This window comes from Collinsella sp. AM43-1 (assembly GCF_003467925.1).
Taxonomy (GTDB): domain Bacteria; phylum Actinomycetota; class Coriobacteriia; order Coriobacteriales; family Coriobacteriaceae; genus Collinsella.
In genome coordinates, this window is sequence record NZ_QSFR01000009.1 from 29,753 (window position 1) to 45,166 (window position 15,414).

Genomic DNA, 15,414 nt, shown 5'->3' on the forward strand with positions numbered 1-15,414 from the left:
CAGCCTGTTCGCTTTACAACATGCAAACATGCGTTCGATAATAGGAGGCATGGAATATCGACAGACAGATGGCAAAACTCGGCGCGTGCACAAGCAGTATGTGGACGTCGTGGCTCGCATCCTCGCGGGCGGACAGGTCGTGCCGGTCACCGTCTGCTGGGTCGACGGTCGTTGCTTTACGATTGACGAGATTGTCTCGACCACTGGGTTTGGCCTGACGGTTCACGGCATTCGTACGGCAACCTATAAGGTGCGTTTTGGCGGGCACGCGACCGAGTTGTATCTGGAGGACCAGGCGCGCGAACGGCCGGACGGCTCGCAGGCCCACGTGATGCGTTGGTGGGTCTGGGCGTTTGACCGCACGCTCGAGGGCGAGCGCCGTAGGTAGGGACGCACGGCGTTCGGGTACAATGGTAGGAATCTTGTCATCTGCTGCGCCGTCATTCGCGGCGCTTTTTGAAAGGACGAAGCTATGAACGATATCCAGGGCTATCAGAACGGCCCCGTCGAGACCGGCGCAAGCCGCGCCAAGGAGATGTCGCCGCGCGCGTACAATCTCGCCATGTCTGCCCTGATCTTCTTGGGCTTTTGCGCCATGGGCGCCGGCGCCTACTTTACGAGCACCATGTCGTTTGCGCGCATGATGATGAGCGGGGCCGCCCTGCCGCTGGTTTTTGGCTCGTTTATCCTGACCATTGTCGGCATCGTCATGATGTCAGCTGCCGCCAGCAAGCAGTCCGTGGGCCTGTCCCTTGTGGGCTACGTAATCTTTGCGAGTACCTTTGGCCTGACCGCGTCGTTTGGCCTTGCCAACTACGACCTGCCCACCATCAACACTGCCTTTATCGCCACGGCCGCCATCACCTTTGTCTTTGGCGCCTTGGGCGTGACGTTCCCCAAGTTTTTCCAGCGCGTATATGGCATCGGTTTTGGCATTCTGCTCGCCACGATTCTGGTTGAGATCGTGCTGATGTTCATGGGCGTCTCGCAGACCATCACCGACCTGATCGTGATCGTGGTGTTCGCCGGCTTTATTGGTTACGACACCTATGTTGCCACGACGGTGCCACCCACGCTGCCCAATGCGGTGCTCATGGCGTCCAACCTGTTCGTGGACATTATCAACGTGTTCCTGCGCATCCTGAACATCCTCGGTCGTCGCGACTAGCGCGGGGGATTGCAGCGTTTCTTGTCGGACGCGGTAAAACGATGCGAAAGGCGGTCCTGCGGGGCCGTCTTTTTTGTGCGCGGCGGGGTATCATGGATGGGAAAAAGCCGATAGCGGCAGCGACAGGAAAGGTGGCCACGTATGGCAGACGTCGACAACAGGAACCGTAACCGCAGGCCCAACCGCGCGGGACAGCCCAACCCCAAGCGCGAGGCCCGCGCCAAGGCCGCCGAGCGTCACGTGGCAACTGTGTCCGAGGCGTGTGCCAAGGATATCGAGCGCTCGCTTGCCGGCGTTCGCGAATTCGACGGTATGCCTGCCGGCTTTGTCGCGGCGATGAAGGCCAAGGCCCAGAAGGCTGCGGCTGCCGAGGAGCCGGTTGCCGAGGAGTCTGAGTCCGCTGAGGTTGCGTCCGCCGAGGCTGAGGTTGCGTCCGCCGAGGCTGAGGTTGCGGCTGAACCTGCGCCCGCAGAGGAGACCGACGAAGTCGAGTCCGCGCCTGCTGCTGAGGAGCCCGCTCCGGTCCTGCCCGAGGTCACTGTGCTTGATGCCTCCGCCACGCAGGCAATCCTCGATAACGGTCGCGGCTATGCGCAGTTCTGCGACATGGCCGTGCTCGCCTTTGCCTCGTTTACCAATCCGGGCGGTGGATATATTCAGGGTTATCTGGGCCAGGAGGCCACGCTGTGCGCCGATTCGTATCTGTACAACGTTCTCGATAAGCAGCGTAAGTGGTACGGCGAGAACCGTCGCCGCAACATCAACTGCGAGCTCTACCGCAACCGTGCGCTGGTGGTGCCTGCGGTGCGCTTCGACCGCAACCACGTGCATGCATACGCCGACGTGATCGTGGCCGCCGCGCCCAACGTTAGGCGCGCCCGCCAGGAGTATCGCGTGAGCGACGATGCTCTGCTGGATGCCCTGCGCGACCGCATCCGCTTTGTCCTTGCCATCTGCGATGAGCTTGGTCGCGAGAAGCTCGTGCTGGGTGCTTGGGGCTGCGAGAACAACGGCTTTGATGCCGAGGCCGTGGCCGAGCTCTTCCGCAAGGAGCTCGCGTCGGGCGACTTCAAGGTCAAGCAGGTCTTCTTTGCCGTGCCCTCTACGCGCTGGGATGAGGACTTTGCCAAGTTCGAGCACGTGCTGGCAAACTTCCCCGAGCGCAACGAGGAGTCCTATGCCCAGGTTGCCGCCCGCGCCGCAGCCGCTCGCGCCGCCGAGCAGGCCCAGACAGCAGTCGAGGATGATGAGGACGAGGATGACTGGCGCAAGTACCTGTAAGCGGTGCGCGCGATGTGATATGCCAAGCCGACGGGAGGGGTTGCCCCCGTCGGCTTTTTACTGAATGAGGAGCTCAAGATGAAAAACGTTCTGTGCTTTGGTGACAGCAACACCTATGGCTATGATCCGGCGGGCATGCGCGACGGTACCGCGGTGCGCTATGCGCAGGATGTGCGCTGGTGTGGCGTGGTCCAACGTGACTTAGGCGAGGGCTGGCATGTAATTGAAGAAGGCCTCAACGGCCGCACGACGGTACGCGACGACATGTGCCATCTGGACACTAACCTCAACGGCATTCGCGCGCTTCCGATGCTGCTCGAGGCCCATAAGCCGCTGGACGCCATTGTGATCATGCTGGGCACCAACGACTGTAAGACGGTCTTTAACGTGACAGCTTCCGATATCGCCCGTGGCGCCATGGCGCTGATTCGCGCCGTCCGCGCGTTTCCGTGGACCGACGCTGCGCCTTGCCCGCGCATCCTGCTGATGGCTCCTATCAAGATCAAGCCGCAGATCGCCGATGTATATATGACCGATTTTGACGAGCGTTCCGTCGAGGCATCTGAACATTTTGGCGAGTACTATGCGCACGTGGCCGAGCAGTTTGGCTGCGACTTTTTGAATGCCGCCGAGTTTGCCGAGCCGGGCGATATCGACTATCTGCATATGATGCCCGAAAGCCACGAGAGCTTGGGACATGCCGTGGCAGCCAAGCTCCAAGAGATGCTCGGTGAGTAGCACGGCCCCAAACCACCACAGAGTTCCCCTTGCGGGGGCTTGTTTCGTTTGTTTGTCTTGATCTGTAACAGTTCCAAGGCCGAAAACGGGCTAGATGTTACAGATTAAGATTATTTAGGTCGATATCGATTGTTTGTCTTGATCTGTAACATCTAGGGTCGATTTTGCCGAGTTACTGTTACAGATCGAGATGTTTGTGGGAGCCACCGCAAAGGTGCCTGTCCCCTTTGCGGCGGTTTTGGGCTGCGAATCTTAATACTGCCACAACTAACTGCGTGCCATCTACCTGCGGCTTTGCGGGGGAATATCCTAACTTATCCCAAGCGCGTCGAGGGCGGCGCGGACGACCTGCTCGGCGGTGGGGCGGATATAGTGCCGTCCCGACACGCCGGGGAGGGCGTGGCCCATCAGCATCTCTATGAGGTCCCACGGCAGGCGAAGCTCGACCTCCGCTATCGTACGCCACGAGTTGCGGAGGTTTGACCACGGGATGTGCTCGATGCCGCGGGCGGCGCAGAGTTTCCGCCAGCGGTCGTTGCAAATGCTGCGGTTCATGGGCAGCCCGTCGCCCCGGTCGCTCAGCCACTCGCGGCCCTCGGCGGCGCGCGAGGCCGCTATCTCGACGAGGCGGTCGGCGGCTTGCGGCAGGATCACGACGGTGCGGGCGGACTTGGCGGTCTTGAGGGCACCCACCGGCTCGGTGCCGGACTGCTGCATCTGGCGGCAGATGTCGGCGGAGGCGAGGACGGTGCCGCTACGCTCCCAGCGCAGTACCTCCTCGGTGCGCACGCCCAGCGACTCGCCCGAGCGGCAGGAGCCGAAGCACGCGAGGATGAACGCGGGCTCCAGGGGGTTGCCGCGCAGTGCGTCGAGGACGCCCAGGGCCTCGTCGAGGGTGTAGACGCGCTTTGAGCGCTCGCGGGTCTTGCGGGTGGGCATGGTGTACCTGACGCTGGCGGCGAACGGGTCGAGCGGCAGGCGGATGAAGGTCGAGACGCAGGCGTAGACCTTGCGCAGGGTGAGCAGGGCGGTATCGGCGGTGGCGGCGGGAAGTGTCAGCAGCCAGTCCTGCAGCTCGACGGCGCGCAGCTGGTCGACGGGCATTGCGCCCCAGCGGGGTCCGACGTAGTTTCTCCACGAGCGCAGCACGAGGTCGCGGGTGTTGGGGGCGAGCGTCCCCGCCTCGACCTGTGCGGCCATCTTGGGGACGAGCCACGTCTCGTAGGCCTTGGCTATGGTGGGCACGGGCGCGTCGTCGGCGTGCTCGACGTGGATGCGGTCGAGTTCCGCGCACGCCTCGCGGTAGGTGCCGTACACGGTCTTGGTCTTGCGCCTGCGGCCTTGCGGCGTGTTCTGCATCCAGCGCAGGACGTACTTCTTGCCGCGCCTCATCTCGGTCACGGAGCCCCAGACGCGGCGGCGCTGCTTCTTTGTCATATAATCAGATCCGTTCAGATCGCGGGCTTATTCTCCGTTTCGCCCGGTTCTGACTCCGGCCCCGTCTCACGTTCCAAAGTGCAGGGGCCGTCTCCTTAGTCTCGGGGCCGCGGCATCAGCCTGCGGTCCCGAGATTTTTTGCTTTCATGGGCATCACCTCCCTAGATGTAGACGCATGGAATCTCGCCCTACGTTCGCGGTGTAGAGAACGGCGTCGGCGGTGTAGCCGAGTCTTTAGGCGAGCGGGTGGAAAATGCCCCTCTCGCGCAACTTCTCGCTCGTCCGGTACTGTTCGGCGTCGGGCACGCTGTGGAACTCGACGGTCTTGTCGTAGTTCGCCTTGACGACCTCCTCGATCTCATCGAGCGACACGCGGAAGAACTCCCTGCGCTGGTTGACTATGTTCACCTTCCTGTCCTCGAAGGCCCGGTGCAGCGCCGCCTCGAGCTTCGGGGCGTCATCGCAGAAGATGAGCGCGTGCACGTCGAAATTGAACGGGACGGACGCGTCTCCGAGCTCGCGGATGCGGTCCATCGGCTCAAGGCGCCTCGTCATCCCGATCTTGTAGACGCCCTCACCGAATGAGCCGATGTTTGAGATTACGTATACGAAGCCTGCCTTCTGGTTCGCCTCTCGGTAATCGACATCCGACACTGCCCTGTCCACGTCGTCGAGCTTCGCCTTGAGCTCCGCGGCCTTCTCCTCGAGATCGGCGCGCTCGTCGTCGCCGGCATCCTTCAGGCGTGCCGAGATGTCCTTGTACGCCTTGAGGTACTGGGAGCGCTCCTTCTCGAGCTTCTTGCGCTCGGCCGCTATCTCGCGCTCGAGCTTCCGGGCCTCGCGCTCCTGCTCGCGGGCCTCGCGCAGCGCCTCCTTCTCCTCCTCTTTCTCCTGTGCGAACTCGAAGGCCAGCTGGACCTCCTCCTGCTTGAGGAGGACGTATGCGGCGGGGATGGATATGCCGAGGGTCTTGCCGTTGCGGTTGATGGCTGCGGCCGACTTCTCGATTCTCTCGAGCGAGCGCTCGACGTTGGTCGCCTTGACTTTGCGCACGATTTCGTCGCACTCGCCGTTGTACGCCATCATGAGCAGCTTCGAGATTTCGCGGACCATCGCCTTGCCCTTCGAGGCGCTGCCGTTAACCGTCCAGGACGTCTTGTCCGCGGCCTTGCTGAAGCTCTTGACGGCCTCCTTCTGTTTCCTGCGGCATCGGTCGAGGGCGTCCTTGTAGTGAGTCGAGTCGGCGAAGTCGAAGCGTGGGCGGTACAGGCCGAACTCCTCGACCAGCAGCTCGTCATCGAGGACGCGCGACTTGGACTCCTTTTCCTTGACGATGGCATCCAGTTTGCCGCTCTGCTTCTCCAGCTTCTCGAGCGAGGCCTTCTCCTCCTCGATTTTCTTCCTGAGGTCCTCGGCCTCGCGCCTGAGCCTATCCGCGTCCGCCATCTCCGGCGTGAGCATGGACTCGAGCTCCTCTACCCGCTGCTTGTACTCGGTCGCCTTGAACATGTCCCTGAAAGCCATCGGTTCGCCTTTCTGTCTCTAATACCTCTTGACCTCGCTGGCCTGGTGCCACTTGACGACGCCGCGGAAGCTCACGCTGGCGTTCTCCGGATCGTCGAACACTATGTCGGTGTAGCCGTCCTCGTAGCTGTCCGGCGACAGCACGAGGGTCGACGCCCCGCGGTAGTAGCTTCTAAGGATCATCTCGCCGTTGTACTCGGCCGCCACGGCGTCGCCGTTGCGCGGTTCGCACCTGGGGGAGAGTAGTGCGTTCTCGCCGTCGGCAAACCTGCGATTCATGCATGAGCCGCGCACGCGCATGAGGTAGGCGTCCGGATCGTTGACGCGCTCGAGGACTGAGATCGGCACGTCAGCGACCTCGTCGGGACCGAATTCATCGGTGAACTCGCCTGCGTGCCCGGCGACGAGCACGGGCAGAGTCACGTACTGGGCGCCGTTGGGGCGCACGGGCTCCGGGGTCTCTCCCATTAGGTCGGCTGCGCTCGTTCCAAGAAGTTCGGCAAGCTGCCCTAACTTGGTTAGGCGAGGCTTTGCCCGACCGTTTTCCCATGCTCCGATGGCCGCTGCTGACACGTCGAGCTTTTCGGCGATGTCTAGCTGGGTCAATCCTGCTTTTATGCGTAGCGACCGAAGCTTCTCACCAAATTCCATAGTGCCTCCTAACTGGGTCGCTTTTATCCTAAGCAAAAATAATTTTGGTTTAAAGAAAAAAGTAATTGTGGTTCGACCCAAATTAGATTATGATTAGGTCAACGAAAGGAGGAACGGATGCAGAACCTTAAGGAGTTTCGAGAAGCGGGGGCCAAGCGATTCCAGAAAAAGGAAATCGCCGCAGCTTTGGGAGTTACCGAGCCGACGCTTACAGCCATCGAGGATGCACAAGCGGACAAGCTTACGGCTACGATGGCTGACAAACTAGGTAAGCACTTCGGCATTGACGGCAATATTTTTTTGGGTATCGACCCTAAGTAAATTAGGGTGCAAACGAAACGGAGAGAACCATGAACGAGAACTACATCGACATCGAGCTGGGCGGCTGGAACGTCCCCGAGGCCATCACGGTCGAGGCCGAGCCCGCCGAGGCCCGCGACTTTTCCGACTTCGAGCTGTAGGGGAGGGCGACATGAACACCAAGAAGAACTACCCCTACCACGTCGTCTTCAAGCAGAACGAGGACCTCGACGGCGCCATGTGCGAGACGACGGAGTCGGTGGTGAACCGCATCTGCCACCTGTTCGGCTTCTCTGACTGGGCCGTGAGCATGGTCGAGAGCGACCTCGACAGCGCCGAGATCGCGGGCACGCGCTACTACGTGCACACCTCCGTGCGCTTCACCGCCAACGGCATCGGCTGGTCGACCGACTTCGAGAACCTGGTCCGCGACCCGGTTCTCGACGAGCGCTAGGGAGGGCGACATGGGAGACGTGAAGATGCGCCACGAAAACATCAGGTACGAGGCGCGCGGGAAGTCCTTCGAGATCGAGTGCCCGCAGGGCTTCGCGGGCGTCGAGGCCATCGTCTGCTGGTGCGACGCCGGTGGCGGCTGGCACCACGAGGCCTTCGAGTCGTTCCTCGACGCCCGCGGGCGCCTGGACGGCCTGCTGCGCGGCGAGGCGGTCATGGCCTACGTCCAGCGCACGGTCTGCATGAACACCGCCGACGCCATCGACCCCGGCATCCAACCGGTTGAGGTCGGCCTCGCTGCGGGCGAGTGGGTCGAGTACCAGCTGCAGAAGGGGCGTGAGTAGCGATGGAGAAGTTCTGTCAGGCGGTTCGCCTCGTGGTCGCCATCGTCGTCACCACGCCGCTCGTTCTGGTCGTCGCGGCGCTCGCGCTGGTCGAGTGCCTCTTGAGGATGGTTTCCGGGGCGTTGACAAGGCTCGGCATCTCAATCCTCAGAACTCTGTCCTAGCGGCGACAGGCCCCGCTCCCGGGGCGGCACCGTTGCCCCGCGGCTCTCCAATAACCATCCGCGGGGACGTTCCCTACCGGTGCCGTGCCGGGGGCGAGGCCCCGAAAGCAAGCAACAAAAAAGAGCCGCCCGGTGCGGAAAACGGGGACGGCTCCAGACCTGAAAGGAGGTCACTCATGGATTCTAGCAGAGCCAAAACGTTCCAGCAGATGGCCGACGAGCTTGGCATCAGGCACAAGCTGATGTACACGCTGCGCGAGGCGTCGAGGGTGACGGGGGTGCCCTACGACACGCTGCGCATCGAGTGCAAGGCGGGCCGCCTGCGCTCGCAGCTGCCCGAGGGGCGCAAGGTGGGGCGCATGGTGCGCCCGGAATGGGTGGAGCAGTGGATCGAGGAGGGAACGCATGGCATCGAGGCTGCTTAGGTGCGCTGGGTTTGTCGCGCTCGTGTTCGCGGTGAACGCTCTCATGCCGCACGTCATGCATGCGCTGCTGCTCGCAGCGGACGGCATCCGCGTTGTGCTCGGGATGGGGTCGGTACTGTGATCGGCAGGCGATTCGCGTTCACCGTCCCGTTCGTGGCAGGCAAGCAGCGCCACAGGCTCGACCGTAGGCACGCACGGATGTACACGCCTAACGAGACCATCCGCAACGAGGCCGCCATCCGCGACGCGGCGCTCGGTGCCATGCGGGAGGCGTACCCGGAGCTCGAGGGGCTGCTGTTCCCGTTCAGGGTGCCCGTCGCGGTGCGCATCGACGTGTACGAGCCGCTGCCCGTGTCGAGGCCGAAGCGCGTCACGTCGGAACCGAACACGTTCAAGCCGGACGCGGACAACATCGCCAAGCTGGTGATGGACGGGATGAACGGGGCGGTCTGGGGCGATGACAGCCAGGTTGCCGAGGTCCACGTGGTCAAGTGGCCCCGTCGGCGCGGTATCGAGCCGCACATGGACATACAGGTATATCGCGGCTGGGCAGACCCAGCCGCAGAGAAAAAGTAGAAACGGAGACATGAAATGAAACGCAAGGCACTCAAGGAACTCATGAGGCAGGCCGTGGGCAACGTCCTCATCAACACGGAGCTCAACGCCGAGGCGCTCAAGAAGGATATCGACCCCGCGGTGCTCCGCGGCGTCGCCTACGGCATGGCGGTCGCGCCCGTGCTGATGGACGAGGAGCCCATCGAGTTCGACCGCGACTTCCTGGCGGTCATCATCGCGTACGGCAAGAAGTGCGAGGACATCTACGCCGAGAACGGCGCCGTCGCCACGATCTCCAAGCTCTACGGATGCGAGGTGACCATCAATGGCTAACGGGATCATCGAGTTCAAGGACGACGCAGGCATGCCCGTCAAGTTCACCTCGCAGGACATCCGCGAGCGCCTGTGCCCGAACGCGACCGAAAGCGAGCTGGCGCTGTGCATCGAGCTGTGCAACCGCCAGCACCTGAACCCCTTCACCAAGGAGGTCTACCTGGTGAAGTACAAGGACGCCCCGGCGAGCATCATCACTAGCTATCAGGTCTTCAACCGCCGCGCCAATCGCCAGGAGAGCTACGGCGGCATCAAGAGCGGCGTCGTGGTGATGCGCGAGGGGCAGATCGTCAAGAAGCGCGGCAGCGCCGTCTACAAGCAGGTGGGCGAGCAGCTGCTCGGCGGCTGGGCCGAGGTGCAGTTCAAGGACGGCAAGGAGCCGGCCTACGTGGAGCTGGCGCTTAGCGACTACAGCACCGGCAAGAGCAACTGGGCGAAGATGCCGGGCGTCATGATCGAGAAGTGCGCCAAGGCTGGCGCGTGGCGCCTTGCCTACCCCGACGAGTTCGGCGGGATGTACACGGGCGAGGAGATGGACCAGAAGGTCGAGCGCGACATGCGCGCAGGTTCTCAGACCGTCGAGGCCGAGAGCGTCGAGCCCGTGGTCGACCTGCAGCCCGTGCGTGACCTGTTCAAGCCGTTTATGGCGGCGACCGCGCTCGACAGCGCCGGGGCCATGGCCGCCATCTGCGCCGCCGTGGGCTGCACGTCGGGCTCAATGCACGACATGACGGTCATGCAGGCGCGCCGCGCGGCCTCGTGGATGGAGGAGGAGATCGCGGCCCGCAAGGCGCATTCCGAGCCCGCCGCACCCGAGCCGGAGCCCGTGCCCGTCTATGAGCCCGCGCCCGCCGAGTACGCGACCGACGACGACCTTCTGGGAGGCTTCTAATGGCAGACGAGGTTTTGGCGGTCGAGGCCGTGCCGCTCGAGGAGGACTTCGACACGCTGGTGGCGTCGCTCGCCATCGACGACACGCTCGAGGACAAGCTGGCGAAGCTCAAGAAGAATGTCGATGAGAAGCTGGCGGACTACGTGGACGTCAAGCGCATCGAGAGGGACGAGGACTTCAAGGCGGCGAAGAAGTACCGCGCGGCGGTCAACGACGTGAAGAAGCCCATCGAGGCGCAGCGCAAGGCCGCGAAGAAGAAGTACAGCGACCTGCTCAAGACGTTCGACAGGACCATCGGCGAGATCACGGCGCCCATCGACGCGCTCTCCGATGAGTACAAGGCCGAAATTGACCGCTACGACGGCGAGTGCAGGAAACGCCGCCTCGTCGCGCTCAAGGGCCACTACTACGACCTCGCGGGCGAGATGGGGCCCTTGGTGCCCTACGAGCGCATCGCCGACGACAAGTGGCTCAACGCGGGCTTCGGCGAGGTCAAGGCCAAGAACGTCATCGAGCGCCGCGTGGGCGAGCTGCTGCACCAGTTCAAGTTCGTCAACGGGCTCGACTACGCGGACGAGGCCGAGAAGGCATGGGCCGTGGCGTGGTGGGCGAGGACGCTGCCGATGGACTCGGGCGAGGTGGCGGCGGCTGTAGCCGCGCACCGCGAGGAGGTCGCCAAGGCTGCCGTACTCGCGGCGACCTACGAGCAGGCGATGGCGCCCGCACCGGAGCCCGAGCCGCTGCCGCTTGACCCCGAGCCGCTGCCCGACGAGCAGCCCGAGCCTGAGCCGCCCTTGGGCGTGCCGAGGTGTGTGCGGGTGGTCCCGTCGCGCTCCGAGCCGGATGCGGCCGAGGATGCGGCCCCAGCACCGCAGAGGGGCTACCGAGTGGTCATCGAGTGCGCCACGGCAGACGAGCTGCGTCGCGTGAGGGCCGTCATGGTCGAGAACGGAATTCACGGATACGTAGAGAGGATGTAGGACATGGGAGAGAGCAACCTGCCGCCGCTCCGAACGCCGGAGCAGCGCAAGGAAGCGATGGCGAAGGCCGTCCACACGCGCCGCGAGCGCGCCGCGTTCAAGGCGGCGTGCAAGGCGGGGAACATCCCGCCCGAGGCGGCCATCGAGGCGCCCATCGCGCAGAGGCTCAAGGTCGAGGAGTTCGCCCGCTCGTTCCCGGGCATCGGCACGGTCAAGGCGAAGGTGATCGTCAAGGCGCTTGACATCCCCGATGGTCGCCGTGTGAGCGGCCTGGGCTACATGCAGGGGCCGCGCCTTGTCGCGTTTATCAAGAACAACATGACCGCGAAGGAGGACGGGCAGTGAGCATCAACCGAGTGAACATCAGCGGCAACCTGACCCGCGACCCCGAGCTGCGCGCCACCGCCGGCGGGACGCAGGTCCTGTCCTTTGGCGTGGCGGTAAACGACCGCCGCCGCAACGCGCAGACGGGTGAATGGGAGGACTACCCCAACTTCGTCGACTGCACGATGTTCGGCAACCGCGCCGAGGCCGTTGGCCGTTTCCTCGCCAAGGGGATGAAGGTCGCGATCGAGGGCAAGCTGCGCTACAGCTCTTGGGAGCGCGACGGCCAGAAGCGCTCGAAGCTCGAGGTTATCGTCGACGAGATCGAGGTCATGGTGCGCCGTGAGGGGCAGACGCAGGCCCAGCCGCAGCAGAGCCTCGCGGACACGGTGCCCGTGCAGCCACAGGCGCAGGCCGCGCCGCAGTTGAGCGCCCAGCAGGCCTACGCCGCGGTCCCGCAGTCCGAGTTCTACGACGAGGACGTGCCGTTCTGATGAGGCACGTACCCGACATCATCCGCGACCACTGGGAGGCGGCCCTGTTCGCCGCCTCCTTCTCCGCGGGTTTCCTGTTCTTCTCTTCGCTTCTCTGGGGGTGGTTCTGATGGCCAACGACTTCACGGTTTTCGCCAGCTCGATAGCCGAGCTCTACGACGATTACGATCCGAACGACCCCGAGGACATGAGGGAGCGCATGATGCTCGCGGACGCGGTGCTCATGTACGGCCTCCACGGGGTCGAGATCGAGCTGCCCAAGAGCGTCAAAAGGGCCTTCAAGGGACTCAAGAACGCCATCGACAACTCCAAGAACAAGCGCGAGCAGGCCAAGAAGGGCGGCAGGCCGCGCAAGGCCAAGGCCGAGCCGGAGCCCGAACCCGAGCCTGAGCAAAAACCCGAAACCGATGTTTCCGAAAGCGAAAACCTAGGTTTTGAAAACGGGAAACCTAGGTTTACCGAACCCGAAACCGAGGTTTCCGAAAGCGAAAACCCTAACCTAACCTGTCCTAGCCTAGCTTTACCTAGCCTAGCTTGTGTTGATGGTGCGCGCGGCGGCGACGCCGACGGCTTCGCTCCGCCGACCCTGGACGAGTGCCGCACGTACTTCGCCGCCAACTGCATCAGCGGCGACCCCGACAAGTTCTGGGCGCACTACGAGTCGCAGGGCTGGATCCGCTCGAGCGGGATGCCCGTGACCTCGCTCAAGGCAGCGGCGATGCTGTGGAACAGCAAGCAGAAGCAGCTCGACGCCGAGGCCCACGCCCGAGGCAAGCCGACCGACGCCGAGATTCAAGCCGCCACGTTCAAGCCGACGAGGACGCCCGAGCAGACGAGGGCGGAGCTCGAGCGCAGGTGGCGCGAGGAACATCCGGGCATCGACCCGGCGAAGGTGAAGGCCCCGAGGGGGACGACCGCCGACCCGGTGGCGCTCAGGGCGTACCAGGACGCGCGGCGTCTGCTGGACGCGAGGGCCGCATGCGAGAGGAGGGCGTCATGAGCTTGGACGACGAGAGGAGCGAGAACATGGGCAGATCGAAGGGGTCCGCGAGCATCTACGACGACGGGCCGCGCAGCGCCTGCTGCGAGACGTGCGGGTTCTGCGCCGTGAGCGAGACGGCCATGGCGGCGTCCGGCGAGGGTCGCAAGCGCTACACGTGCATGCGCTGCCCCGACTTCGTGCACGCCACGCAGGGGCTCGCCAGGTGCAACTACTGGGAGGCGCGCCATGAGGGCTGAGTCGTGGGACATGCGAGGGGGCAACGTGCTCGTGTGCCGTCAGTGCGGCAGGCGGTTCCGCGCGAGGGGCGCCCGGCAGAAGTACTGCTGCGGATGGTGCGAGAACGTTGCGAACAGGAACGAGAGCAAGCGGCCCGTGGACGTGTACCTCGGGACGAGGAGCGAGGCGGGACGCGAGGTCAACGCCATGCGCGCCGCGCTGGCTGAGGGGAGACGAATCTGATGGAGACTTTGGAACAGATCAAGGCAGACGCAGTCGAGGTGTTCCATTTCGACCGCGAGTGCAGGCCGCAGGACAGGGCGCACGCCTACCTGGGGAAGTACCGCGTCAGGCGCGGCTACAACGACACGGCGATGCAGGTCGCGGTGACCGACATGATCGAGCGCGCCTACGAGGCGGGAAGGGCGGAGGTAGCCGGCGCGAACCTCGTGCAGAACCTGCGCCGCCAGCTGACGAGTATCGAGGCGACCGTCGGGGACGCCATCGACCTGCTCGACGAGAGCATAGGGGGGGCGGACTGCGATGAGTGACTCGAGGGTCGGCGGCTACCCGATGGGGGTGACCGATGCCGCCATCGAGCGCCACTTCGGCGGGGCCTGCGAGCCTCGGATGTGCGGGAACTGCAGGCACTTCTGCGGCAGCGACATCCACGTCGACTACGGCTACTGCCACCTTGAGTTTGAGCGCGCCTACGACGCGGAGGCGCCTGACCGCAAGGAAGGGTTCTGGCGCCTGGCGAAGTGGGCCGTGGCGTGGCTCATGGGGAACCTGCTGTACTGCGAGGACGAGTGCGGCGAGTGCCGCGACTACGAGGAGTTTGGGCTATGAGTATCGAATTGCCGAAAGATGCCGAGGGACGCGAGATTCCGCTTGATACCGAGGTGCTGTATGACGAGTGCGGAACAAAGGTGAGCGTGAAGGAGTTTCTATCCAGAACGTTGGTGGAGAGTCAGAAAAACAGCTGGACGATTAAAGCCCAGTACGAAGGCAACTTTTACTACAACAGCTTCAAGCCAAAGAACATGCACCTCACTCTGCCAGACACTTGGGAGAAGCTGGAAGAGGACTTGCGCAGAGGTGCGGACGCGCTGAATTACGAAGCCTGCGCCTATCTTGGCAAGAGCGCATGCGACTGTTCATCGTGCATCGCCGACAAAGGCGCAACCTGCGAAAGGGTTGTCATGCGCGACATCGCATCCCGCATCCGCAAGCTGAGGGGTGAGGGCGAATGAACATGACACCTTGCTTCATTTCCGAAATGCCCGGGGAAAAGACAAAGGCACTGCTTGTCGGTTTCTACCAAAAAGCATGGACGCATGATGCATCACCTCTAATCGGTGGATTCCCCGCCGGGCAAATCGCGTACCCGGTCGCAGCCGTGATGCTCGAATCGGGCGATGTTGTGACAGTCAGAGCTGAATGCGTGACCATCGACGCGCCTGAAGAGATATTTAGGCAGTACGCATGGATAGGTGGTGAGGGTGAATGACGACCAAGGCTTCGACCCGGTACAAGGTCAGCAAGAAGGTGATAAAGCGTTACTTGGCCGACCATGACCTCACGCAGAAGCAGCTGGCGCAGATGGCTGGCATTACGCCAGGTGCGCTCAGTGCGCTCATCCGCTGCCAGCGCGACATGCGCGTGGGTAACCTTTTTGCGCTTGCCGACGCGATGCGGATGGATCCGCGCGACCTCGTTGAGAAGGTGGACGAATGATTACCGATGATGTACGCCACGAGGTGGCGGCGAAGATGCTCGAGATATGCCGAGAGAACCCGGACGTCTCGCTTCAGGGCATGGTCGCCTCGGCGATGAACGAGTGCCTGCCGGAGGGCATGGAGTACGGCCCGACGCTCGCCGAGCTGATTGACCGCCCGACATGCCACAACGTCGCCGACTACACCAAGGAGTCGTTCAGGTGCTCAGAGTGCGGATGCCGTGTGCTGGTGCCCGGTGGCCGGCCGGACGGCGTGCTCGTCGTGACCTCCGAGGCGTTCCCGCTCGACTGGTACTCGTGCCCGGTGTGCGGGGCGGTGGTCCTCGATGACGCGTATTAAGTTCGCAAGGCCGGTCGATTGCCCGACGTGCGGTGCGACCCCGTCGCACCAGAA

General features: G+C 63.4%; 27 protein-coding genes. 24 read left to right on the forward strand and 3 right to left on the reverse strand.

Features of this window, described 5'->3' with window-relative positions; translation table 11 throughout:
- The first annotated feature begins 49 nt into the window (after nt 1–49).
- The 4 genes from DW925_RS05630 (at nt 50) to DW925_RS05645 (ending at nt 3,187) form a co-directional block, all read left to right on the forward strand.
- Nucleotides 50–388: a hypothetical protein gene (locus tag DW925_RS05630; protein WP_117715971.1), complete on the forward strand. Its 339-nt coding sequence runs from the start codon at nt 50–52 to the stop codon at nt 386–388.
- Between the two features lie 84 nt (nt 389–472).
- The gene (locus DW925_RS05635) at nt 473–1,168 is read left to right on the forward strand and encodes a Bax inhibitor-1 family protein (RefSeq protein WP_117584216.1); all 696 of its coding nucleotides are present in this window, start codon (nt 473–475) and stop codon (nt 1,166–1,168) included.
- Between the two features lie 141 nt (nt 1,169–1,309).
- Nucleotides 1,310–2,449 (forward strand): TIGR02452 family protein, encoded by a 1,140-nt coding sequence (locus DW925_RS05640; RefSeq protein ID WP_117584215.1) that lies wholly within the window; start codon nt 1,310–1,312, stop codon nt 2,447–2,449.
- 78 nt (nt 2,450–2,527) lie between these two features.
- Nucleotides 2,528–3,187 (forward strand): SGNH/GDSL hydrolase family protein, encoded by a 660-nt coding sequence (locus DW925_RS05645; RefSeq protein ID WP_117584214.1) that lies wholly within the window; start codon nt 2,528–2,530, stop codon nt 3,185–3,187.
- A gap of 309 nt (nt 3,188–3,496) precedes the next feature.
- Here the strand turns inward: DW925_RS05645 and DW925_RS05650 are convergent, their stop codons facing one another.
- The 3 genes from DW925_RS05650 to DW925_RS05660 all read right to left on the reverse strand — a co-directional run bounded on the left by DW925_RS05650 (nt 3,497) and on the right by DW925_RS05660 (nt 6,799).
- Nucleotides 3,497–4,624 (reverse strand): hypothetical protein, encoded by a 1,128-nt coding sequence (locus DW925_RS05650; protein ID WP_117790571.1) that lies wholly within the window; start codon nt 4,622–4,624, stop codon nt 3,497–3,499.
- A gap of 234 nt (nt 4,625–4,858) precedes the next feature.
- On the reverse strand, nt 4,859–6,148 hold the full coding sequence (locus tag DW925_RS05655; protein ID WP_199577046.1) for a DUF4041 domain-containing protein: 1,290 nt from the start codon (nt 6,146–6,148) through the stop codon (nt 4,859–4,861).
- A gap of 18 nt (nt 6,149–6,166) precedes the next feature.
- Entirely contained in the window at nt 6,167–6,799 is a 633-nt protein-coding gene (locus DW925_RS05660; RefSeq protein WP_117790572.1) for a LexA family transcriptional regulator, read from the reverse strand.
- Between the two features lie 117 nt (nt 6,800–6,916).
- Here DW925_RS05660 and DW925_RS05665 point away from each other — a divergent pair, with 117 nt between their 5' ends.
- From DW925_RS05665 to DW925_RS05755, 20 genes are all read left to right on the forward strand, one after another.
- On the forward strand, nt 6,917–7,120 hold the full coding sequence (locus DW925_RS05665; RefSeq protein WP_117790573.1) for a helix-turn-helix domain-containing protein: 204 nt from the start codon (nt 6,917–6,919) through the stop codon (nt 7,118–7,120).
- A 151-nt stretch (nt 7,121–7,271) separates the two neighbouring features.
- Nucleotides 7,272–7,553: a hypothetical protein gene (locus tag DW925_RS05670; RefSeq protein ID WP_117790574.1), complete on the forward strand. Its 282-nt coding sequence runs from the start codon at nt 7,272–7,274 to the stop codon at nt 7,551–7,553.
- Between the two features lie 10 nt (nt 7,554–7,563).
- Nucleotides 7,564–7,896 carry a hypothetical protein gene (locus DW925_RS05675; RefSeq protein ID WP_117790575.1) on the forward strand — a complete coding sequence of 111 codons (333 nt, stop codon included), beginning with the start codon at nt 7,564–7,566 and terminating at the stop codon, nt 7,894–7,896.
- A gap of 2 nt (nt 7,897–7,898) precedes the next feature.
- Nucleotides 7,899–8,060 carry a hypothetical protein gene (locus DW925_RS10110; RefSeq protein ID WP_158565748.1) on the forward strand — a complete coding sequence of 54 codons (162 nt, stop codon included), beginning with the start codon at nt 7,899–7,901 and terminating at the stop codon, nt 8,058–8,060.
- Between the two features lie 176 nt (nt 8,061–8,236).
- Nucleotides 8,237–8,485, forward strand: a complete 249-nt coding sequence (locus DW925_RS05680) for a hypothetical protein (RefSeq protein ID WP_006234222.1) — start codon at nt 8,237–8,239, stop codon at nt 8,483–8,485.
- A complete protein-coding gene (locus tag DW925_RS10115) occupies nt 8,466–8,606 on the forward strand; it encodes a hypothetical protein (RefSeq protein ID WP_158565749.1) in 141 nt (46 codons plus the stop codon). Before DW925_RS05680 ends, DW925_RS10115 begins: the two co-directional genes overlap by 20 nt.
- Before the next feature lie 32 nt (nt 8,607–8,638).
- Nucleotides 8,639–9,061 carry a RusA family crossover junction endodeoxyribonuclease gene (locus tag DW925_RS05685; protein WP_255415193.1) on the forward strand — a complete coding sequence of 141 codons (423 nt, stop codon included), beginning with the start codon at nt 8,639–8,641 and terminating at the stop codon, nt 9,059–9,061.
- Nucleotides 9,062–9,076: 15 nt separating this feature from the next.
- On the forward strand, nt 9,077–9,373 hold the full coding sequence (locus DW925_RS05690; RefSeq protein ID WP_117790577.1) for a hypothetical protein: 297 nt from the start codon (nt 9,077–9,079) through the stop codon (nt 9,371–9,373).
- The gene (gene bet / locus DW925_RS05695; protein WP_117790578.1) at nt 9,366–10,265 is read left to right on the forward strand and encodes a phage recombination protein Bet; all 900 of its coding nucleotides are present in this window, start codon (nt 9,366–9,368) and stop codon (nt 10,263–10,265) included. The genes DW925_RS05690 and bet overlap by 8 nt, the downstream gene beginning before the upstream one ends.
- Nucleotides 10,265–11,245 (forward strand): DUF1351 domain-containing protein, encoded by a 981-nt coding sequence (locus DW925_RS05700; RefSeq protein ID WP_117790579.1) that lies wholly within the window; start codon nt 10,265–10,267, stop codon nt 11,243–11,245. The genes bet and DW925_RS05700 overlap by 1 nt, the downstream gene beginning before the upstream one ends.
- 3 nt (nt 11,246–11,248) lie before the next feature.
- Nucleotides 11,249–11,590 (forward strand): integration host factor, actinobacterial type, encoded by a 342-nt coding sequence (gene mihF / locus DW925_RS05705; RefSeq protein WP_117790580.1) that lies wholly within the window; start codon nt 11,249–11,251, stop codon nt 11,588–11,590.
- On the forward strand, nt 11,587–12,063 hold the full coding sequence (ssb, locus tag DW925_RS05710; protein WP_117790581.1) for a single-stranded DNA-binding protein: 477 nt from the start codon (nt 11,587–11,589) through the stop codon (nt 12,061–12,063). The genes mihF and ssb overlap by 4 nt, the downstream gene beginning before the upstream one ends.
- Before the next feature lie 109 nt (nt 12,064–12,172).
- Nucleotides 12,173–13,063, forward strand: a complete 891-nt coding sequence (locus tag DW925_RS05715; RefSeq protein WP_117790582.1) for a hypothetical protein — start codon at nt 12,173–12,175, stop codon at nt 13,061–13,063.
- A complete protein-coding gene (locus DW925_RS05720) occupies nt 13,060–13,302 on the forward strand; it encodes a hypothetical protein (protein ID WP_117790583.1) in 243 nt (80 codons plus the stop codon). Before DW925_RS05715 ends, DW925_RS05720 begins: the two co-directional genes overlap by 4 nt.
- 231 nt (nt 13,303–13,533) lie before the next feature.
- Nucleotides 13,534–13,833, forward strand: a complete 300-nt coding sequence (locus DW925_RS05730) for a hypothetical protein (protein WP_147349518.1) — start codon at nt 13,534–13,536, stop codon at nt 13,831–13,833.
- Between the two features lie 79 nt (nt 13,834–13,912).
- Nucleotides 13,913–14,131 (forward strand): hypothetical protein, encoded by a 219-nt coding sequence (locus DW925_RS05735; RefSeq protein ID WP_147349519.1) that lies wholly within the window; start codon nt 13,913–13,915, stop codon nt 14,129–14,131.
- A complete protein-coding gene (locus DW925_RS05740; RefSeq protein WP_117790587.1) occupies nt 14,128–14,535 on the forward strand; it encodes a hypothetical protein in 408 nt (135 codons plus the stop codon). Before DW925_RS05735 ends, DW925_RS05740 begins: the two co-directional genes overlap by 4 nt.
- Nucleotides 14,532–14,792 (forward strand): hypothetical protein, encoded by a 261-nt coding sequence (locus DW925_RS05745; protein ID WP_117790588.1) that lies wholly within the window; start codon nt 14,532–14,534, stop codon nt 14,790–14,792. Before DW925_RS05740 ends, DW925_RS05745 begins: the two co-directional genes overlap by 4 nt.
- Nucleotides 14,789–15,019, forward strand: a complete 231-nt coding sequence (locus tag DW925_RS05750; protein WP_117790589.1) for a helix-turn-helix domain-containing protein — start codon at nt 14,789–14,791, stop codon at nt 15,017–15,019. Before DW925_RS05745 ends, DW925_RS05750 begins: the two co-directional genes overlap by 4 nt.
- Entirely contained in the window at nt 15,016–15,360 is a 345-nt protein-coding gene (locus DW925_RS05755; RefSeq protein ID WP_117790590.1) for a hypothetical protein, read from the forward strand. The genes DW925_RS05750 and DW925_RS05755 overlap by 4 nt, the downstream gene beginning before the upstream one ends.
- The last annotated feature ends 54 nt before the right edge of the window (nt 15,361–15,414 follow it).

Coding starts and splice junctions, on each gene's coding strand:
- DW925_RS05675 (WP_117790575.1), top strand. CDS start 7,564: ATGGGAGACGTGAAGATGCGCCACGAAAACATCAGGTACGAGGCGCGC.
- DW925_RS05640 (WP_117584215.1), top strand. CDS start 1,310: ATGGCAGACGTCGACAACAGGAACCGTAACCGCAGGCCCAACCGCGCG.
- DW925_RS05715 (WP_117790582.1), top strand. CDS start 12,173: ATGGCCAACGACTTCACGGTTTTCGCCAGCTCGATAGCCGAGCTCTAC.
- DW925_RS10110 (WP_158565748.1), top strand. CDS start 7,899: ATGGAGAAGTTCTGTCAGGCGGTTCGCCTCGTGGTCGCCATCGTCGTC.
- DW925_RS05630 (WP_117715971.1), top strand. CDS start 50: ATGGAATATCGACAGACAGATGGCAAAACTCGGCGCGTGCACAAGCAG.
- DW925_RS05745 (WP_117790588.1), top strand. CDS start 14,532: ATGAACATGACACCTTGCTTCATTTCCGAAATGCCCGGGGAAAAGACA.
- DW925_RS05660 (WP_117790572.1), bottom strand. CDS start 6,799: ATGGAATTTGGTGAGAAGCTTCGGTCGCTACGCATAAAAGCAGGATTG.
- DW925_RS05755 (WP_117790590.1), top strand. CDS start 15,016: ATGATTACCGATGATGTACGCCACGAGGTGGCGGCGAAGATGCTCGAG.
- DW925_RS05670 (WP_117790574.1), top strand. CDS start 7,272: ATGAACACCAAGAAGAACTACCCCTACCACGTCGTCTTCAAGCAGAAC.
- DW925_RS05720 (WP_117790583.1), top strand. CDS start 13,060: ATGAGCTTGGACGACGAGAGGAGCGAGAACATGGGCAGATCGAAGGGG.
- DW925_RS05650 (WP_117790571.1), bottom strand. CDS start 4,624: ATGACAAAGAAGCAGCGCCGCCGCGTCTGGGGCTCCGTGACCGAGATG.
- DW925_RS05750 (WP_117790589.1), top strand. CDS start 14,789: ATGACGACCAAGGCTTCGACCCGGTACAAGGTCAGCAAGAAGGTGATA.
- DW925_RS05700 (WP_117790579.1), top strand. CDS start 10,265: ATGGCAGACGAGGTTTTGGCGGTCGAGGCCGTGCCGCTCGAGGAGGAC.
- DW925_RS05680 (WP_006234222.1), top strand. CDS start 8,237: ATGGATTCTAGCAGAGCCAAAACGTTCCAGCAGATGGCCGACGAGCTT.
- DW925_RS05655 (WP_199577046.1), bottom strand. CDS start 6,148: ATGGCTTTCAGGGACATGTTCAAGGCGACCGAGTACAAGCAGCGGGTA.
- DW925_RS05735 (WP_147349519.1), top strand. CDS start 13,913: ATGTGCGGGAACTGCAGGCACTTCTGCGGCAGCGACATCCACGTCGAC.
- DW925_RS05690 (WP_117790577.1), top strand. CDS start 9,077: ATGAAACGCAAGGCACTCAAGGAACTCATGAGGCAGGCCGTGGGCAAC.
- DW925_RS05665 (WP_117790573.1), top strand. CDS start 6,917: ATGCAGAACCTTAAGGAGTTTCGAGAAGCGGGGGCCAAGCGATTCCAG.
- bet (WP_117790578.1), top strand. CDS start 9,366: ATGGCTAACGGGATCATCGAGTTCAAGGACGACGCAGGCATGCCCGTC.
- DW925_RS05645 (WP_117584214.1), top strand. CDS start 2,528: ATGAAAAACGTTCTGTGCTTTGGTGACAGCAACACCTATGGCTATGAT.
- DW925_RS05635 (WP_117584216.1), top strand. CDS start 473: ATGAACGATATCCAGGGCTATCAGAACGGCCCCGTCGAGACCGGCGCA.
- DW925_RS05740 (WP_117790587.1), top strand. CDS start 14,128: ATGAGTATCGAATTGCCGAAAGATGCCGAGGGACGCGAGATTCCGCTT.
- mihF (WP_117790580.1), top strand. CDS start 11,249: ATGGGAGAGAGCAACCTGCCGCCGCTCCGAACGCCGGAGCAGCGCAAG.
- DW925_RS10115 (WP_158565749.1), top strand. CDS start 8,466: ATGGCATCGAGGCTGCTTAGGTGCGCTGGGTTTGTCGCGCTCGTGTTC.